The organism is Streptomyces sp. NRRL S-244 (genome assembly GCF_000717915.1).
Taxonomy (GTDB): domain Bacteria; phylum Actinomycetota; class Actinomycetes; order Streptomycetales; family Streptomycetaceae; genus Streptomyces.
Map to the genome: position 1 here is coordinate 19,214 of NZ_JOCX01000029.1, position 16,883 is coordinate 36,096.

The following is a 16,883-nucleotide window of genomic DNA, read 5'->3' on the forward strand; positions in this document are numbered from 1 at the left end:
GGGAGTAGGTGTGCGGAGTCGGTGTGCGTGACCATACGCGAACGGGCGGGGGGTGGGGGCCCGGCGTCCGGAGTTGCCCGATATATCCCCTGGTCCGGGAGGGGATCGTTCCGCGATGGTCCGCGATTGCCCGGACGGGCCGCGCCGAATGTCGCCGGAGCTGGCACAGTGGTAGGGGAACGCAGTCGTTCCTTCATGCGTTGTTCAAGGTGTTCGTTGTTCCAGGGGACGAGAGGAGGAGAGCGCATGACGTATGACCGGCTCGTGTGCGCGAACTGCGCCGCGCCCGTCAGCCAGGGCCGTTGCCCGGTGTGCCGGGCGAACCGGGAGCGCCTCCAGCAGCAGGAGGGCCCCTTCGGCGGCCTGAACCCCTTGGCGCTCATCGTGCTCCTGGTGGTCCTCGTCGCGGCGCTGGCCCTGTTGGCGCAGCAGACGGCGTAGCCACCTCTCGCCGCGTCCCGATCATCGACGCAGACGTACAGACATCCAGACGTATGGCGAAGGGCCCGGACACCTGAGGTGTCCGGGCCCTTCGCCATACGCCATACGTCTGGGTCCGCGTGCTTACGCGGTCTGCTCCTGCTGCTTGCGCCAGCGGATGCCGGCCTCCAGGAAGCCGTCGATCTCGCCGTCGAGGACCGCCTGCGGGTTGCCGACCTCGAACTCCGTCCGCAGGTCCTTGACCATCTGGTACGGGTGCAGGACGTAGGACCGCATCTGGTTGCCCCAGGAGCTTCCGCCGTCCTTGAGGGCGTCCATCTTGTCCTTCTCCTCCTGGCGGCGCCGCTCGAGCAGCTTGGCCTGGAGGACGTTCATCGCGCTGGCCTTGTTCTGGATCTGCGAGCGCTCGTTCTGGCAGGAGACGACGATGCCGGTCGGCAGGTGCGTGATGCGCACCGCCGAGTCGGTCGTGTTGACGCCCTGCCCACCGGGGCCCGAGGCGCGGTACACGTCCACGCGCAGCTCGGCCTCGTCGATCTCGACGTGGTCGCTGGTCTCGACGACCGGCAGCACCTCGACGCCCGCGAACGAGGTCTGGCGCCGGCCCTGGTTGTCGAAGGGCGAGATGCGCACGAGGCGGTGGGTGCCCTGCTCGACCGAGAGCGTGCCGTAGGCGTACGGGGCCTTGACGACGAAGGTGGTCGACTTGATGCCGGCCTCTTCCGCGTACGAGGTCTCGTAGATCTCGGTGGGGTAGCCGTGGCGCTCGGCCCAGCGCAGGTACATGCGCTGGAGGCGCTCGGCGAAGTCGGAGGCGTCGACGCCGCCGGCCTCGGCGCGGATGTTGACCAGCGCCTCGCGCTCGGCGTACTCGCCGGAGAGCAGGGTGCGGACCTCCATCTCGTCCAGCGCCTTGCGTACGGAGACCAGCTCGGCCTCCGCCTCCGCGAGGGTGTCCGCGTCGTCCATCTCCTGGGCGAGGTCGAACAGCACCGCGAGGTCGTCGATGCGGCCGCGCAGGGTCTCGGTCTTGCGGACCTCGGCCTGGAGGTGCGAAAGCTTGCTCGTGATCTTCTGAGCGGCCTCCGGGTCGTCCCACAGGGACGGCGCGGCGGCCTGCTCCTCGAGCACGGCGATTTCTGCCCTCAGCTTGTCGAGGTCCAGGACGGCCTCGATCGACCCCATGGTCGAGGAGAGGGACTTCAGCTCTTCGGAAACATCGACGACTGCCACGGGTCCAGCGTAGCCGGTCCGCGGGCGGCACTGTCCGGGCAGGCCGGATCACCCGTTCTGATGAACGGACGAACGGGCGTACCCTCACGGTATGACTCTGCTCCTCGTCAAGCGCCGCCATGTGGACCACATGCGTGTCACGACGACGAGCTGTCTGCCGCCGGACCATCCCCAAGCCTGATCCACCCCGATCCGACTTGGTCCTGTACGCGGCCCAAGCGGCTCCGGCGCCATCCCTGCCGGCGGCCCTCCCCATCCGCTGCCCCGACACCTCTGGGGAACAGGACCCCGTGACATCCGAAACGGAGCCGTCATGCCGTCCGCGCACAACGATCTTTCTGCCGATTCCGCAGTGCCCGCCCTTCCCGTCATCGACCTGTCCCAGGCCGACGACCCGGCCCAGCGGGGCGACTTCCTGAAGAAGCTGCACGCCGTGGCCCGGGACACGGGCTTCCTGTACCTCACCGGGCACGGGATCACCGAGGCGGAGACCGCCCGCATCCTTGAGCTGACCAGGGCTTTCTTCGCCCTGCCGGAGGCTGACCGGCTCGCGGTGAGCAATCTGAACTCGCCGCACTTCCGCGGGTACACCCGCATCGGCCACGAGCTGACCGGCGGGGCCTCCGACTGGCGCGACCAGCTGGACGTCGGCGCCGAGCGCCCGGCGCCGGCGCTGGGGCCGGACGACCCGGCGTACCTGTGGCTGGAGGGCCCGAACCAGTGGCCGCAGGCCCTGCCGGAGCTGCGGCCGGTGGTCCTGGAGTGGCAGGCGCGGCTGGCGGCGGTGGCCCACCGGCTGCTGCGGGAGCTGCTGACCTCGATCGGCGCCCCGTCCGACTTCTTCGACGAGGCGTTCGCGGACCGGCCGCACCTGCACACGAAGCTGATCCGCTACCCGGGATCCGCCCCGTCCGGGGCCGACCAGGGGGTCGGGGCGCACAAGGACTACGGGTTCCTGACGCTGCTGCTCCAGGACGGGGTGGGCGGGCTCCAGGTACGGCAGGGGGACGGGTTCCTGGACATCCCGCCGCTGCCGGGGGCGTTCGTGGTCAACCTGGGCGAGCTGCTGGAGATCGCGACGGAGGGATACCTGGTGGCCACGGACCACCGCGTGGTCAGCCCGCCGGGGGCGGTGGAGCGGTACTCGGTGCCGTTCTTCTACAACCCGCGGCTGGACGCGGTGATCGAGACGGTGCCGGGTGACTACCTGCGGTCGGCGCCGGGGGTCGCGCACGACGCGTCGAACCCGCTGCACGCGGAGTACGGCCGCAACGAGCTCAAGGGCTGGACCCGCGCCCACCCGGCCGTGGCCCGCCGCTGGCACCCGGAACTGGTCGAGGCATAGCCCCTGCGGGGCCCTGCGGGGCCTGGTTGCGGGTTCCGCTGCGCGGGGCTTTCTCCCCGCCCCGCACTTCTCCCGTTCACCGGGCTCTGCCCGGACCCGCGCAGCGGCCCCGGCGGCCCCGGCGGCCCCGGCGGCCCCGGTCCGACCACCCGGCCGGGTACGGCTACGGCTTCTTCTGCTTCGACGGGGTCGAGTGCTTCGTGTCCTGGGGCGGCGGCTCGTCGCCGGACGCGGCCAGCCAGGTGCCCACACCCAGCGCGGCGGCCAGCACCACGGCCCCCGCCGTCAGGGCCAGCCGCCGCTTGCGGGCCGTCTCCGCGCGGTGGCGGGCCGACCCCGGCCGGTGGCCGCCGGCAGGGCGCGGCACCCGGGCCGTGCCCAGCGCGCCCCCGGCCAGCTCGTCCGGTCCCGGAACCCGCATCGAGGTGTGCGTGTCCCGGTTCGAGTCCGTCGCGGAACCCGGCACCAGCGGGACCACGCCCCGCCGCCGGACCGGATCGGCCTCCGAGACGGACTCCGCCGGCTCCGGGTCCGGGTCCGGTTCGTACGGCTCGTCCACGTCCAGCGGCGGCATCCCGGCCAGGAGCGGGAGCAGGTCCCGCAGCCGGGCCGAGAGCTCCGAGGCCCGCAGCCGTGAGGCCGGCGCCTTCGCCAGGCACTGCACGATCAGCTGCCACAGCTCGTCCGGGATCCCGGGGAGCGGGACCACCGTCTCCGTCACGTGCCGCCGCAGCACCGCGCCCGGGTGCCCGCCGCCGAACGGCGTGAAACCCGCCAGCAGCTCGTACAGCACGGTGGCCAGGGCATATATGTCCACCGCGGCCCGCGGCGGCAGGCCCTCCACGATCTCCGGGGCCAGGTAGTCCGGCGTGCCGATGATCCGGGTCGTCGGGGCCGAGGCCCGCGCGCCCGGCGCCCCGGACGCCCGCCGCGGCGAGTCGATCAGCTTGGCCACGCCGAAGTCGGTCAGCAGCGCCGGATGCGAGCCTCCGGGCCCCAGCGGCCCCTGCATGTCCAGCAGGACGTTCTCCGGCTTCACGTCCCGGTGCACGACCCCCGCCGCATGCGCGGCCGCCAGCGCGTCCGCGACGTCCGCGACGATCGCCACGGCCGCCTCGGGGGCGAGCCGCCGCTCCCGGTCGAGGCGCGTGCGCAGGTCCGTACCGCGTACGAGGTCCATGACCAGGGCCAGGTCGTTGCCGTCGACGACGAGGTCGCGGACGGAGACGATGTGCGGGTGGTCCAGGCCGAGCAGCGCGCTGCGCTCCTGGACGAAGCGTCCGACCAGCTCCTGGTCGGACGCGAGGTCCTCGCGCAGCAGTTTGACGGCGACGGGCCCGTCCGGCCCCTCGCCCAGCCACACCGTGCCCGCGCTGCCGCGCCCCAGGATCTGGTGCGCGGTGTACCGGCTGCCGATCTTCCGTGCCACGACTGCTCCCTCAGCGGCTGGCGTACGCACCAAAGCTACGCGGCCGGATGGGGGTTGAACGCCCCGGAACACGGCGACCTTCACTTCTGGGGGCGAAATCACGTCCCAGAAGTCGACAAATCCACAACCCAGCCCGCGGACCGGTCCCCGAAGTCGACGCCACGGGGCCCCGGTTCAGGGCGTGCCGCTGCCCGTGGAGTCGCCGATCGCGCTGACCCAGTCGACGATGTCGGAGCCCCAGGTCCACAGCTGGTCCCACCAGCCCCTGCCGGTGCCGACCCACTCCTGGAGCGGGGTGAGCTCCCAGACCAGCCAGCCCGCCACGACGAACAGCAGGATCAGGACCAGGCAGCCCTTGAGGCAGCCCAGGCCCGGGATCTTGACCGGGTTGGCGCTGCGGGGCCGCGGCTCGCGCGGCTCCCGGGGGGCGCGCGGCGGCGGGGCCTGCGGGGGCTGCTGCTGCGGGGGCGCCTGCCGCTGGGGCTGGGGCTGCCGCTGGGGCTGCTGCTGGTACGGAGCCTGCTGCGGCTGCTGGTACTGCTGGGGCGGCGGCTGCTGCTGGTAGTACGGCTGCTGCGGGGGCTGCTGGTACTGCGGCTGCTGCTGGTACTGCTGGGGCGGCGGGCCCTGGCGGTACTGCGGGGGCTGCTGGGGCCGCTGCTGCGGGGGCGGGGGTGCCTGCCGCTGCGGACGCCGGCGCAGAGGGTCCTCGGCCGGGTCGAGGTACTGCATCTGCGTCTGCTCGTTGCGGTCGCGCGCGGCCCGCATCTGCGACTGCCACGGGTGCGGCTGGTCCGGCTGCTGCACCGGGGGCATGACCGAGGTCGGGTCCGCGCCGGGGCCGCCGGGGCCGCCCGTGCTGGGCAGCACCGAGGTGGCGTCGGCCGCGCCGACCGGCGGGAGCACGCTGGTCATGCCGTTCGGGTCGTACGCGCCCATCGGCGACGCGGCGGCGGCACGGCCGGGCAGCACCTGGGTCGGGTCGGCGGCGCCGCCACCGCCCGGGGTCTCGGGGACCGGCGCCGGCGAGGGGTCGGGCGCGAGCAGCGCGCCGACGCCGAGGGCGGCCTCCACCTCGGAGGGGGCGCTGTGCACGCCGATGCCGGAGGCGACCACGCGCAGTCCGCGGGCCAGGTTCTCGGCGCTGGGGCGCTCGTTCGGCTCCTTGCGCAGGCAGCGCTCGATGACGATCCAGAGCGGCTCGGGCACGTTCGGCGGCCGCTGCGGGTCCTCGCTGAGGTGGCGGTGGAGGACTTCGAGGGCGGTGCCGCCGGCGAACGGCGGGCGTCCGGTGACCAGTTCGTAGAGCAGGATGCCCGCGCCGTAGATGTCGACGGCGGAGGTCTGCGGACGGCCCTCGGCGGACTCGGGGGCCACGTAGGCGGGGGTGCCGACGAACTCGTGCGTGCGCGTCAGGCCCGGGGAGTCGGCGAGGCGGGCGATGCCGAAGTCGGTGAGCATCGGCTTCATCTGGCCGCCGCGCTCGTCGAGCAGGACGTTGGCGGGCTTCAGGTCGCGGTGGACCACGCCGTCGGCGTGGCTGGCGGCGAGCGCGTCCGCGATCTGGGCGGTCAGCAGGCTCGCGGCGACCGGCGTGAACGGGCCGTTCTGCCGGATGTACTTGTGCAGGTCCGGGCCGTCGATCAGGTCCATGACGAGGGCGAGCAGATCGCCCTCGACGACGAGGTCGCGGGTACGCACGATGTTGGGGTGCGTCAGGCGCAGCAGGACCGAGCGCTCGCGCAGGAAGCGCATGACGATGTCCGCGTCCTGGGCCAGCTCCTCCTTGAGGACCTTGATGGCCACGGTCTCGCCGGGCTGCCCGGCGACGGCTGCCTCCGCGCCGGCGGTCTCCCGCTGGCGGGCACGCCAGACGGTGCCCGTGGCGCCGCGTCCGAGCGGCTCCTCGAGCAGGTACTTGCTGCCGACTGGCCGCACGTCTCGCGCTCCCTGCTGTCGTCCTGCTGTGGTTCGTTTTGCGGTTCGTTTTGTGGTTCGTTTTCCGGCCCACTCTAGGGGGTGTCGCCGGGGAAGACGCGGGGTGGCGGAGGTTGGTTGCCGCACATTTGTACGAAGGGTGACGTTTGGGGGGTATGCCGGGGGCGATTTTCCCGGCCATCCTCGGCTTTTCGGCCGGGCTTCGCGCCCGGGTGTGTACGCGACACGCGCAGAGGTGTGATCATTCAAGATCATTTGTTGCCGGGTGCCGGGCGTGTTGTCAGTGACAGGTGCGAGGATGCACCCGTACGGAACGGCCGGGACGGGAGCCCGCGTTCCGGGCAGACCTGACCGGACGACGCGCCGTGCCGGGTGGGGGGTTGATCGGGCAGCCATGCCCCGTCGTACCCCTGCCGGGCGCACGCACCGCGCACCGCGCAGAAGGGACCGCTGACGGCGATGCAGATCCGGCTGACCGTCCTTGGGTCGCGCAGCGGCCACCAGACCGCGCCCGCCGGCTGTGACGTGCTCGTCACCGCGCCCGTGGGCACCGCGCTCGCCGCCGTGGCCTCCGGGCTGGCGGCGACCGTCGGCGGGCCCGACACCGGCGGCACGGTCGTGCTGTACGCCGGTACGGAGCGGCTCGACCTCCAGCGGCGGGTGCTCGGGGAGCCGCCGCTGGTGGACGGGGCGGTGCTGGGGCTGCACGCGCCGGTGCCGGGTGTCCTGCCGGACGGGGACGTCCTGCCGGACGGGCCGGACGGCGCGCAGCTGCACGTGGTGGCGGGGCCTGATGCGGGCGGGGTGCACCTGCTGCACCCGGGGGCGATCCGGATCGGGCGCTCGGCCGATGCGGATGTCCCGCTGGACGATCCGGACGTCTCGCGGCTGCACTGCGCGGTGACGGTGATGCCGGACGGGCGGGTGGCCGTGGCCGACCTGGACTCGACGAACGGCACGACGGTGGACGGCGCCGTGGTGGGCGCGCGGCCGGTGGCGCTGGTGCCGGGGGCGCTGCTCCGCATCGGCGAATCGACGCTCCGCCTGGCCCCCGAGACCCCGGCGCCCCTGCGCGTGGTCCCGGACCTGGAAGGCCACCTGTCCCTCCCGGCGGCCCCCGGCGGGGGGCAGTACGGCGAGGCCGGCTCGGGCGCGGGGCACCCCGGCGAGGCCGGCTCGGGCGCGGGGCACCCCGGCGAGCCGGGACCCGGCACGCATCACTCCGGCGGCGCAGGCTCGGGCCGAGCGCCCGGTTCCGGCGCGGGGCATCCCGGCGAGGCCGGTCCCGGCGCGGGGTGGACCGGCGCTGGCGACGGGCGTCGGGGAGCCGGCTCGGGGCAGGAGCCCGGCGCGTACGGGGCCGGCCCGGGGCAGGAGCCCGGCACGTACGGGGCCGGCTCGGGCCGCGGGCCCGGTGCGGCCGCTGGCGGGTGGAGCGGTGGGCTCGGTGGCCCGCAGGGGGCGTTCCCCCACCCCGCCCCTTCCCGGAACGGGGGCTCCGCCCCCGACCCCGACGAGCACCGCCCGGGGCCGCGCCCCGCCGCGGCTTCGCCGTCCCACCCCGGCGCCTCGGGCGCCGGGTGGACCGACGCTCCCGACTCGGCCCGACCGCCCGGCGCAGCCGCGCCCGGCGCGCCCTCCGGCGACACCCGGCCCGGCGCGGGGCACGGCCGTTCCGTGCCCGGCTGGAACGGCGCAGCCGCGCCCGGCCCGGGGACCGGTGCCGGGTGGACCGGCGGATCAGATTCCGGCCCCGACGGAGCCGGACCGCGTACAGCACGGGAGACCGGCGCAGCCGGTGCCGGACGGAGCGGCAGGGCCGCGGCGGAGCCGGGCTCGGCGCCCGGCTCCGAGGGGGCCGGATGGGGCGGCGCGGCCGGACCCGGCATGGGCGGGGAGGCCGGCGCAGCGGGGGCCGGCCGTACCGGTGGGCCCGGCGCCGGGTGGAGCGGCGCGGGCGCGGCAGAGTCGGGCTCGAGGGACGGCCGGGCGTCCGGGCGCCGGGGGGCCGGCTCGGGCGGACCCTCCGGGGGAGTTTCCGGCGGCATGCGCATCGGGGCACCCGGGACGGGTCAGGCCGGGGCCGGTGGTGACGGCGGGCAGCGGGCTCGGAAGCGGGGGCTCGGGGCCTGGGCCCGGAAGTGGGTGCGGGGGGAAGAGGACCCCGGGTACGGGAGCGCCGCCGCGGAAGCCGTCGCGGCCGCCCTGCCCGACGCCGACGACCCCGCCGCGCTGCTGCTCGCCGCGCTGGGGCCCACCCGGCGGCTCTGGTCCCGGGGCCGGGGGCGGCTCGACGTCGGGCTCGGGGCCGGGAGCCGGGTCGCGTTCCAGGAGGTCGGCTCGCTCTGCATCGCCGGGCCCCGCGCCCGGCTGACCGGGGTCGCCCGGTCCGTCGTCGCCCAGCTCGCCGGCCTGCACGGGCCGGGCGAGCTGGAGATCGTGCTCCTCGCCGCCGACCGCGCCCGCGGCCTCGCCGAGCGGCGCGCCGACTGGGGCTGGCTCGGCTGGCTGCCGCACGTACGGCCCGCGCACGGCCAGGACTGCCGGCTGCTCCTCGCGTACGACCGCGACCAGGCCGCCGCCCGCACCGCCGAACTGACCCGCCGCCTCGACGAGAGCCCCGTCGGCGAGGGCCCCGTCGGCGCAGGCCCCGCCGCGGCGGCCCACCAGGGCCCGTACACGCTCCTCGTCGTCGACGGCGATCCCGGCGCCGGCGCGCTGCGCGACATCACCGGCCGGCTCGCCCCGCACGGCCCGGCCTCCGGGATCCACCTCCTCGTGCTCGCCGAGACCCCGGCCGCCACGCCCGTCTCCCCGCTCACCGAGACGTACGAGGCCGCCTGCGTGAGCAGCCCCGCCTTCCGGAGCTGCGGCGCCGCCGCCCTGCTCAGCGGCGATGTGGCCACCACCGTACGGACGTTCACGGTGACCGGCGGCAAGCCGTCCCCGCCCGGGACCACCGCCACCGCCGACGCCGTCTCCGCCGCCTGGGCCGAACGCTTCGCCCGGGCGCTGGCGCCGCTGCGCGCCGAGCCCTCCCCCGCCGGGCCCCGCCCGGCCCTCGCCGCCGCGCTCCCCGGCACCGCCCGCCTGCTGGACGAGTTGGGCCTCGCCCGGGCCACCCCGGCCTCCCTGATGGCCCGTTGGGCCGCCGCCACCGACCAGGGGCAGGGCGTCGGCGGCCGCGCCGAGCTCGTCCTCGGCAGCGGCCGGCGCGGCCCGGTCGGCGCCGAGCTGGTCCAGGACGGCCCGCACCTGCTCATCGAGGGGCCCGCCGGCAGCGGTCGTACGGAGCTGCTGCGCTCGGTGGCCGCCTCGCTCGCCGCGGCCGCCCGGCCCGACCGGCTCGGGCTGCTCCTCCTCGACGGGGCCGGCGGCGAGCGCGGTGACGGGCTCCAGCCCTGCACCGAGCTCCCGCACGTCTCCGCGCACCTCGTGGCCTCCGATCCCGTCCGCATGCGGGAGTTCGCCCAGGCCCTCGGCGCCGAGCTGAAACGCCGGGCCGAGCTCCTGGACGGGGTCCCGTTCGCCGAGTGGCACGCCCGGCGGGAGGTCTCCGACCGGCTGGTGGCGCCCCGCCAGCCCAGCCCCGGCGAACTGCTCGGCGACCTCGACCCGCAGCGCACCGGCACGCTCCGGCTGCGCGCCTCCGCCGTGCGCACCGACCCGGCGGGGCCGAGCCCGCTCCCCCGTCTGGTGGTGCTGGTGGACGACTTCGACGCGCTGGTCGCGCCGGGGCTCGGCAGTACGGGCCGGCCCGCCGCCGGATCCGTCGTACGGGCGCTGGAGGCGGTGGCCCGCGACGGCGCCCGGCTCGGGGTGCACCTGGTGGCCACCAGCGCCCGCCCCGACCGTACGGCCGACACCGAGCTGGCCCGTACGAACCCGCTGCGGATCGATCTCGACGCCCCCGACCAGCCGGGCCCCGGCCGCGGCCGGCTGCGGTACGCCGACGGGCGGACGGTCCCGTTCCAGGGCGGCCGGGTGACCGGCCGGATCCCGCGGACGGCGACGCAGCGGCCGACCGTGGTGCCGGTGGAGTGGGAGCGGATGGGTGATCCCCCGGCCCGCCGGCCCGTGCGCGAGCTGGGCAACGGCCCCACCGACCTGGCGCTGCTGGCGAGCGCCCTGGACCGGGCGTCGCACCTGGTCTCGGCGATACCCGTGCTGTTCCCGCCGTCCCCCTGAGCCGGCCCGCGACGCCGCGCCGCGGTCCGACGCGGTATTGCGGGGGTGCGCGGCTCGGCGTAGACCTTGTGGGACGAGTCACACCACGGGCACACCACGGGCATCGGGGGCAGAACCATGCGAAGGCACGGAACGAGCCGTACGAAGAACCGTAGCCGCACGGGCAGCCGGAGAAGGAGCCGTGCCGCCGCCTGGACGGCCCTCGCGGCCGCGGGCGCGCTGGCCCTCGGCGGCTGCGGGGACGGCGGGGAGAAGAAGGCCGACCCGCCGCAGGGCGGGGAGTCGACCCCGCAGGCCCGGCCGCCGGTCGAATTACCGAAGCTGCCCGGCGAGAAGCTGGAGGTCGCGGCGGTCTGGACGGGGCCGGAGCAGGCGAACTTCACGAAGGTCCTGAAGGAGTTCGAGAAGCGTACGGGTGCGACGGTCACCTTCGTCCCGGCCCAGGACCCGATCGTCACCTTCCTCGGTACGAAGATCGCGGGCGGCCAGCCCCCGGACGTGGCGCTGCTCCCGCAGGTCGGGGCCCTGACCGCCGCCGTGCAGAACAAGTGGGTGCAGCCGGTCGGCCCTGAGGCCAAGGCGCAGCTCGACGCGAACTACGCGGACGGCTGGAAGAAGCTGGGCGCGGTCGACGGCACCCAGTACGGCGTGTACTACAAGGCCGCCAACAAGTCGCTGATCTGGTACAACGCGAAGGCCTTCAAGGCGGCGGGCGTGCAGCCGCCGAAGACCTGGAAGGAACTGGTGGAGGCGGCCGACACCCTCTCCGCCTCCGGCACCCCGGCGGTGTCGGTGGCCGGCGCGGACGGCTGGACCCTCACCGACTGGTTCGAGAACGTCTACCTCTCCCAGGCGGGTCCGCAGAAGTACGACCAGCTGGCCAAGCACGAGATCAAGTGGACGGACGACAGCGTCAAGCAGGCGCTGACCACGCTCGGCGAGCTGTTCGGGCGCAAGGACTTCCTGGCGGGCGGGGCGAGCGGGGCGCTGTCCACCGAGTTCCCGAAGTCGGTGACGCAGACGTTCACCGGCGGCGACCGCCCGGCGGCCGCGATGGTCTTCGAGGGCGACTTCGTGGCGGTGAACATCGCGCAGACGGAGGCGAAGGTGGGCGAGGACGCGCTCGTCTTCGACTTCCCGGCGGTCGGCGCCAAGCCGCCCGTCATCTCGGGCGGTGACGTGGCGGTCGCGCTGAAGCCGTCGAAGGGCGCGCAGGCGCTGCTGACCTTCCTGGCGTCCCCGGACGCGGCGGAGATCCAGGCACGCGAGGGCGGGTTCATCTCCCCGAACAAGGCGGTGAATCCGGGCGCCTACCCGAACCCCATCCAGCGGGACATCGCCAAGGCGCTGATCGCGGCGGGCGACGACTTCCGCTTCGACATGTCGGACCAGGCCCCGGCGGCGTTCGGCGGGACCCCCGGCGCCGGCGAGTGGAAGGCGCTCCAGGACTTCCTGGCGAACCCGTCGGACGTGGCGGGCACCCAGGCCAGACTGGAGGCGGACGCGGCCAAGGCCTACGGGAACTGATCCCGTGGCAGCCAAGGCCACCGGGCCCACCTCGTCCACCGGGCCCACGTCGCCCACCAGGGCCGCCAGGGCCACGGCCACCGCGACGGCGCGGTCCGCGGAGACCCGGCGCCGCCGCCTCGTCGCGGCGGCGTTCCTCCTGCCCGCCCTGGTGCTGCTGGGCGCGCTCGTCGTCCACCCGATCGGTTACTCCATCTACCGCAGTTTCTTCGACCGCACCGGCGACACGTTCGTGGGCGGCGGCAACTACACGCAGATGCTGCGCGACGACACGATCCGCACGGCCCTGAGGAACACCGCGCTGTGGGTGGTGCTGGCCCCGACCACCGCCACCGCCCTCGGCCTGATCTTCGCGGTGCTCACCGAACGCGTGCGCTGGGGCACGGCGTTCAAGCTGCTCGTCTTCATGCCGATGGCCATCTCGATGCTGGCGGCCGGCATCATCTTCCGGCTCGTGTACGACCACGATCCCGACCGGGGCGTGGCCAACGCGGTCTGGGTCGGGGTGCACGACACCTTCGCGGAGTCCTCGGCGTTCCCGAAGGCCCGCCCCGGCCGCGACTCCCCGCTGGTCCCGGCCGCGGGCGCCGACGCGGGCGGCTTCACGACCCGTGATCCCGTACGGGCGGGCGTGCCCGTGCTGATCCCGCTGGTCGGCGTGGCCCCGGAGGACCTGCCCGGGGGGACCCGTACGGCCAAGGCCGCGCCCGTCGAGCCCGGCAAGGTCACCGGGACGGTCTGGCAGGACTTCACCCGGGGCGGGGGCGGCCGTACGAACGCGGTCGACCCGACCGAGTCGGGGCTGGCCGGTATCCGGGTCGAGGCGGTCAAGGACGGCCGGGTCGTCGACTCGGCGACGGCCCGCTCCGACGGCACGTTCACCCTGTCCGCGAAGGCCGACGGTGCGCTGCTGCGGCTGCCCGCGTCGAACTTCCGCGAGGCGTACGCGGGGGTGGAGTGGCTCGGCCCGACGCTGGTGACGCCGGCGATTATCGGGGCGTACGTATGGATGTGGGCCGGTTTCGCGATGGTGCTGATCGGGGCCGGGCTGGCCGCCGTACCGCGGGAGCTGCTGGAGGCGGCGCGGGTGGACGGGGCGAACGAGTGGCAGGTGTTCCGCCGGGTGACCGTGCCGCTGCTGGCGCCCCTGCTGGCGGTGGTCCTCGTCACCCTCGTCATCAACGTGATGAAGATCTTCGACCTGGTCTTCGTGATCGCGCCGGGCTCGGTGCAGGACGACGCGAACGTCCTGGCCCTCCAGCTGTACCGCACCTCCTTCGGCACCGACGCCGATCCGGGGCTGGGCAGTGCCATCGCGGTACTGCTGCTGCTCCTGGTGCTCCCGGTCATGGTCTACAACATCCGCAGGCTGCGGAAGGAGGGGGCCCGATGAGCGCCGCCGCGCAGACCCGCCCGGGGGCACGCAGCACCGGGGCCCGTACCGCCGCGCGGGCCGGTGCCCGGGCCGGCCGGCTCGCCGCCGGGGCCGCGGCGGGGGCCGTCCGGGTGTTCCTGGTCCTGGCCGCGCTGTTCTGGCTGATGCCGACGCTCGGGCTGCTGATCTCCTCGTTCCTCTCCCCCACCGACCTGAACAAGGGCGGCTGGTGGCAGGCACTGACCGCCCCGACCAGGCTGACGGCCGACAACTACGAGCGGCTGCTGGCCAACGACACCATCACCCATGCCCTGCTGAGCACGGTGGCCATCGCGGTCCCTGCGACCCTGCTCGTGGTCACCCTGGGCTCGCTCGCCGGATACGCCTTCGCCTGGCTGGAGTTCCCGGGACGGGACTGGCTGTTCCTGATCGTGGTCGGGCTGCTCGTCGTCCCCGTGCAGGTGGCGCTGATCCCGGTCTCGGAACTCTTCGGCGCCATCGGGCTGTTCGAGACCACGGCCGGAGTGGTCCTGTTCCACACCGCGTTCGGGCTGCCGTTCGCCGTCTTCCTGCTGCGCAACTTCTTCGCGCAGATCCCGCGCGAGCTGCTGGAGGCGGCCCGCCTCGACGGAGCGGGCGAACTGCGGCTGTTCGCCCGGGTGGTGCTGCCGCTGGGCGGTCCGGCGATCGCCTCGCTCGCCATCTTCCAGTTCCTGTGGGTGTGGAACGACATGCTGGTCGCCCTGGTGTTCGCGGACTCGGCGAACCCGCCCATCACGGTCGCCCTCCAGCAGCAGGTACGGCAGTTCGGCAACAACATCGACGTACTGGCCCCCGGCGCGTTCTTGTCGATGATCGTCCCGCTGGTCGTCTTCTTCGCCTTCCAGCGGCAGTTCGTCTCGGGGGTGATGGCGGGAGCGGTCAAGTAGGCCGCCCGGACACGCCTGTTGACGTGCGGCGTTGACGCTGGGTAACCCGAATGCCACACGCTGCGTAACCCGATCGCCACACCGGGGGTTCCTTGGCCATATGCCCGCGCCGACCCCTGGATGTGCCGTGCCCCGGTTCAGCGTCATCGTGCCCGCGTACAAGGTTCAGGCGTACCTCCAGGAGAGTCTGGACTCGGTCCTGTCCCAGTCGTTCCCGGACCTGGAACTGATCGCGGTCGACGACGCCTCCCCGGACTCCTGCGGTTCGATCATCGACGAGTACGCGGCCCGGGACCCCCGGGTGACCGCCGTGCACCTGGCGCACAACCTCGGCCTGGGCCCGGCCCGCAACGCGGGTCTGGCCCGGGCGAGCGGCGACTACCTGCTCTTCCTCGACGGCGACGACACCCTCGCCCCCGACGCCCTCCAGGCCATCACCGACCGGCTCAAGGACACCGGCTCCCCGGACGTCCTCGTCTACGACTACGCGCGCATCTTCTGGACCGGGGAGCTCGTGCGCAACCGCCTCGCGCACCGGCTGTCCGAGGAGGGCCCGGCCAGCTTCCGGCTCGCCGACCGCCCGGCCCTGCTCGGCATGCTGATGGTCGTGTGGAACAAGGCCTACCGCCGCGAGTACGCGGAGCGCGAGGGCCTGGAGTTCCCGCCCGGCTTCTACGAGGACACCCCCTGGACCTACCCGGCGCTGCTGGCCGCCGAGTCCATCGCCGTCCTGGACCGGGTGTGCGTGCACTACCGGCAGCGGCGCACCGGCTCGATCCTGACCACCACCAGCCGCCGCCACCTGGAGATCTTCGACCAGTACGACCGGGTCTTCGGCTACCTCGGCACCCGCCCCGAGCTGGAGCGCTGGCGCCCCACCGTGCACCGGCGGATGGCCGAGCACTTCTGCGCCCTGTACGCCGACCCGCGCCGCCTCCCGCGCGCCTGCCGGGCCGAGTTCTTCCACCGGGCCTCCGCCCTGCTGCGCCGCTACCGGGCCGTCGGCTCGCCCCCGCTGTCGCTGTCGCGCACCGACCGGATCCGGCACCTGCTGATGCGGCTCGGCGTGCGCCGTGCGTACCGCACGCTGTCGGCGCTCCGCTCGGCCGCGCTGGCGGCGGGGGGCGCCGGGGTGTCGCTGTGGCGGGGCCTGCGCGAGAGCGCGCTGCGGCTGCACTACCGCGGCCAGCGGCTCCTGCCGCTGCGCCCGGAGCTGGCGGTGTTCTCCGCGTACTGGCACGGCGGCTACGCCTGCAACCCGGCGGCCATCGAGGCCAAGCTGCGCGAGCTCGCGCCCCGGATGCGGACGGCGTGGATCTGCGATCCGCGGCACGCGGCGACGCTCCCGGCGCAGACGGCCGTGCTCCGCCCGGGCTCGGCGGCGTACTGGACGGCTCTGGCCAGGGCCACGTACCTCACCACGAACGTCAACTTCGAGCGCGCCCTGGTCAAGCGGCCGGGCCAGGTCCTGCTCCAGACCCAGCACGGCACCCCGCTCAAGCGGGTCGGCCTGGACCTCCAGGACCGGCCGGCGGCCACCCCGACGACGGATTTCGCGGGCTTGCTGCGCGGGGCGGACCAGTGGGACTACCTGCTGTCCGCGAACCGCCACTCCACCCTGGTGTGGGAGAAGGCGATCCCGTCCTCGTACACCACGCTGGAGTACGGCTACCCGCGCAACGACGCCTTCCACCGGGCCACCCTGGACGACGTGGTGGCGCTGCGCGAGCGCCTGGGCATCCCGGTCGGCTCGACGGCGGTCCTGTACGCGCCGACCCACCGCGACTACCGGCGCAGCCGGCCCGAACACCTGGACTTCGAGCGGGTGCTGCGGGATCTGGGCCCGCGCTTCACGATCCTGACGCGTGCGCACCTGACGTACGCGGACGCGCCCGGCCGGCCGGTGCGCCACCCGCGACTGGTCGACGTCTCCGCGTACCCGTCGGTGGAGGAACTCTGCCTGGCCTCGGACGCGTTGGTGACGGACTACTCGTCGCTGATGTTCGACTACGCGGCGCTGGACCGGCCGATCGTGATCCACGCGGACGACTGGGAGGCGTACGAGGCCGCCCGCGGCACGTACTTCGACCTGCGGACCTGCCCGCCGGGGGCGATCGCCCGCACGCAGGACGAGCTGGTCGACATCTTCACGACGGGCCACTGGCGGGGCTCGCGCTCGGCGCAGCTGCGCTCGGCGTTCCGCTCCCGCTTCTGCTCGTACGACGACGGCCACGCGGCGGAGCGCGTGGTCCGGCGGGTCTTCCTGAACCAGCCGACGGCGATCCCCCCGATCACTCCTCTGGAGGACCGCCACCCGGCCCCTGCGGCCCCCCGCCCCTCCCCGGAACCCGCCCTCATGACCAGCCTCTGGCCGTAGCGGAAATCAGCCCCGCCGGCATTGAGGCGCGGGGGGCGGGGGCGGGGGCAGAGCCCCCGGGAAACAGTGAAAGGGCGGGGCGGGGCGGGGAGAGAATCCCG

The 16,883-nt window shown here is 74.4% G+C and carries 10 protein-coding genes; 7 read left to right on the top strand and 3 right to left on the bottom strand.

Going from position 1 to position 16,883, the window contains the following annotated elements:
• Positions 1-246: 246 nt before the first annotated feature.
• Positions 247-441: a hypothetical protein gene (locus tag IF02_RS0126980; protein WP_030161346.1), complete on the top strand. Its 195-nt coding sequence runs from the start codon at positions 247-249 to the stop codon at positions 439-441.
• Positions 442-564: 123 nt separating this feature from the next.
• On the opposite strand, the gene prfB is transcribed toward IF02_RS0126980, so the two are convergent.
• Positions 565-1,674, bottom strand: a complete 1,110-nt coding sequence (gene prfB / locus IF02_RS0126985) for a peptide chain release factor 2 (RefSeq protein WP_030161348.1) — start codon at positions 1,672-1,674, stop codon at positions 565-567.
• A gap of 313 nt (positions 1,675-1,987) precedes the next feature.
• Between prfB and IF02_RS0126990 the strand changes: the two genes are divergently transcribed.
• Positions 1,988-3,019 (top strand): isopenicillin N synthase family dioxygenase, encoded by a 1,032-nt coding sequence (locus tag IF02_RS0126990; protein WP_051696590.1) that lies wholly within the window; start codon positions 1,988-1,990, stop codon positions 3,017-3,019.
• 163 nt (positions 3,020-3,182) lie between these two features.
• On the opposite strand, the gene IF02_RS0126995 is transcribed toward IF02_RS0126990, so the two are convergent.
• The gene (locus IF02_RS0126995) at positions 3,183-4,448 is read right to left on the bottom strand and encodes a serine/threonine-protein kinase (RefSeq protein ID WP_030161353.1); all 1,266 of its coding nucleotides are present in this window, start codon (positions 4,446-4,448) and stop codon (positions 3,183-3,185) included.
• 174 nt (positions 4,449-4,622) lie between these two features.
• A complete protein-coding gene (locus IF02_RS0127000; RefSeq protein ID WP_030161355.1) occupies positions 4,623-6,386 on the bottom strand; it encodes a serine/threonine-protein kinase in 1,764 nt (587 codons plus the stop codon).
• 459 nt (positions 6,387-6,845) lie between these two features.
• Between IF02_RS0127000 and IF02_RS0127005 the strand changes: the two genes are divergently transcribed.
• The 5 genes from IF02_RS0127005 (at position 6,846) to IF02_RS0127025 (ending at position 16,782) form a co-directional block, all read left to right on the top strand.
• Positions 6,846-10,574, top strand: coding sequence for an FtsK/SpoIIIE domain-containing protein (locus IF02_RS0127005; protein WP_030161357.1), 3,729 nt, complete (start codon positions 6,846-6,848; stop codon positions 10,572-10,574).
• Positions 10,575-10,691: 117 nt separating this feature from the next.
• On the top strand, positions 10,692-12,101 hold the full coding sequence (locus IF02_RS0127010) for an ABC transporter substrate-binding protein (protein WP_078622358.1): 1,410 nt from the start codon (positions 10,692-10,694) through the stop codon (positions 12,099-12,101).
• Between the two features lie 151 nt (positions 12,102-12,252).
• Positions 12,253-13,494, top strand: a complete 1,242-nt coding sequence (locus IF02_RS0127015) for an ABC transporter permease subunit (RefSeq protein WP_037837213.1) — start codon at positions 12,253-12,255, stop codon at positions 13,492-13,494.
• Positions 13,491-14,405 carry a carbohydrate ABC transporter permease gene (locus IF02_RS0127020; RefSeq protein WP_030161363.1) on the top strand — a complete coding sequence of 305 codons (915 nt, stop codon included), beginning with the start codon at positions 13,491-13,493 and terminating at the stop codon, positions 14,403-14,405. The genes IF02_RS0127015 and IF02_RS0127020 overlap by 4 nt, the downstream gene beginning before the upstream one ends.
• A gap of 100 nt (positions 14,406-14,505) precedes the next feature.
• Positions 14,506-16,782, top strand: a complete 2,277-nt coding sequence (locus IF02_RS0127025; protein WP_199809287.1) for a bifunctional glycosyltransferase/CDP-glycerol:glycerophosphate glycerophosphotransferase — start codon at positions 14,506-14,508, stop codon at positions 16,780-16,782.
• The last annotated feature ends 101 nt before the right edge of the window (positions 16,783-16,883 follow it).

Excerpts from the sequence above, each read along its gene's own strand:
- IF02_RS0127010 (WP_078622358.1), top strand. The coding sequence starts at position 10,692 with ATGCGAAGGCACGGAACGAGCCGTACGAAGAACCGTAGCCGCACGGGC.
- IF02_RS0127020 (WP_030161363.1), top strand. The coding sequence starts at position 13,491 with ATGAGCGCCGCCGCGCAGACCCGCCCGGGGGCACGCAGCACCGGGGCC.
- IF02_RS0127005 (WP_030161357.1), top strand. The coding sequence starts at position 6,846 with ATGCAGATCCGGCTGACCGTCCTTGGGTCGCGCAGCGGCCACCAGACC.
- IF02_RS0127025 (WP_199809287.1), top strand. The coding sequence starts at position 14,506 with ATGCCCGCGCCGACCCCTGGATGTGCCGTGCCCCGGTTCAGCGTCATC.
- IF02_RS0126980 (WP_030161346.1), top strand. The coding sequence starts at position 247 with ATGACGTATGACCGGCTCGTGTGCGCGAACTGCGCCGCGCCCGTCAGC.
- IF02_RS0126990 (WP_051696590.1), top strand. The coding sequence starts at position 1,988 with ATGCCGTCCGCGCACAACGATCTTTCTGCCGATTCCGCAGTGCCCGCC.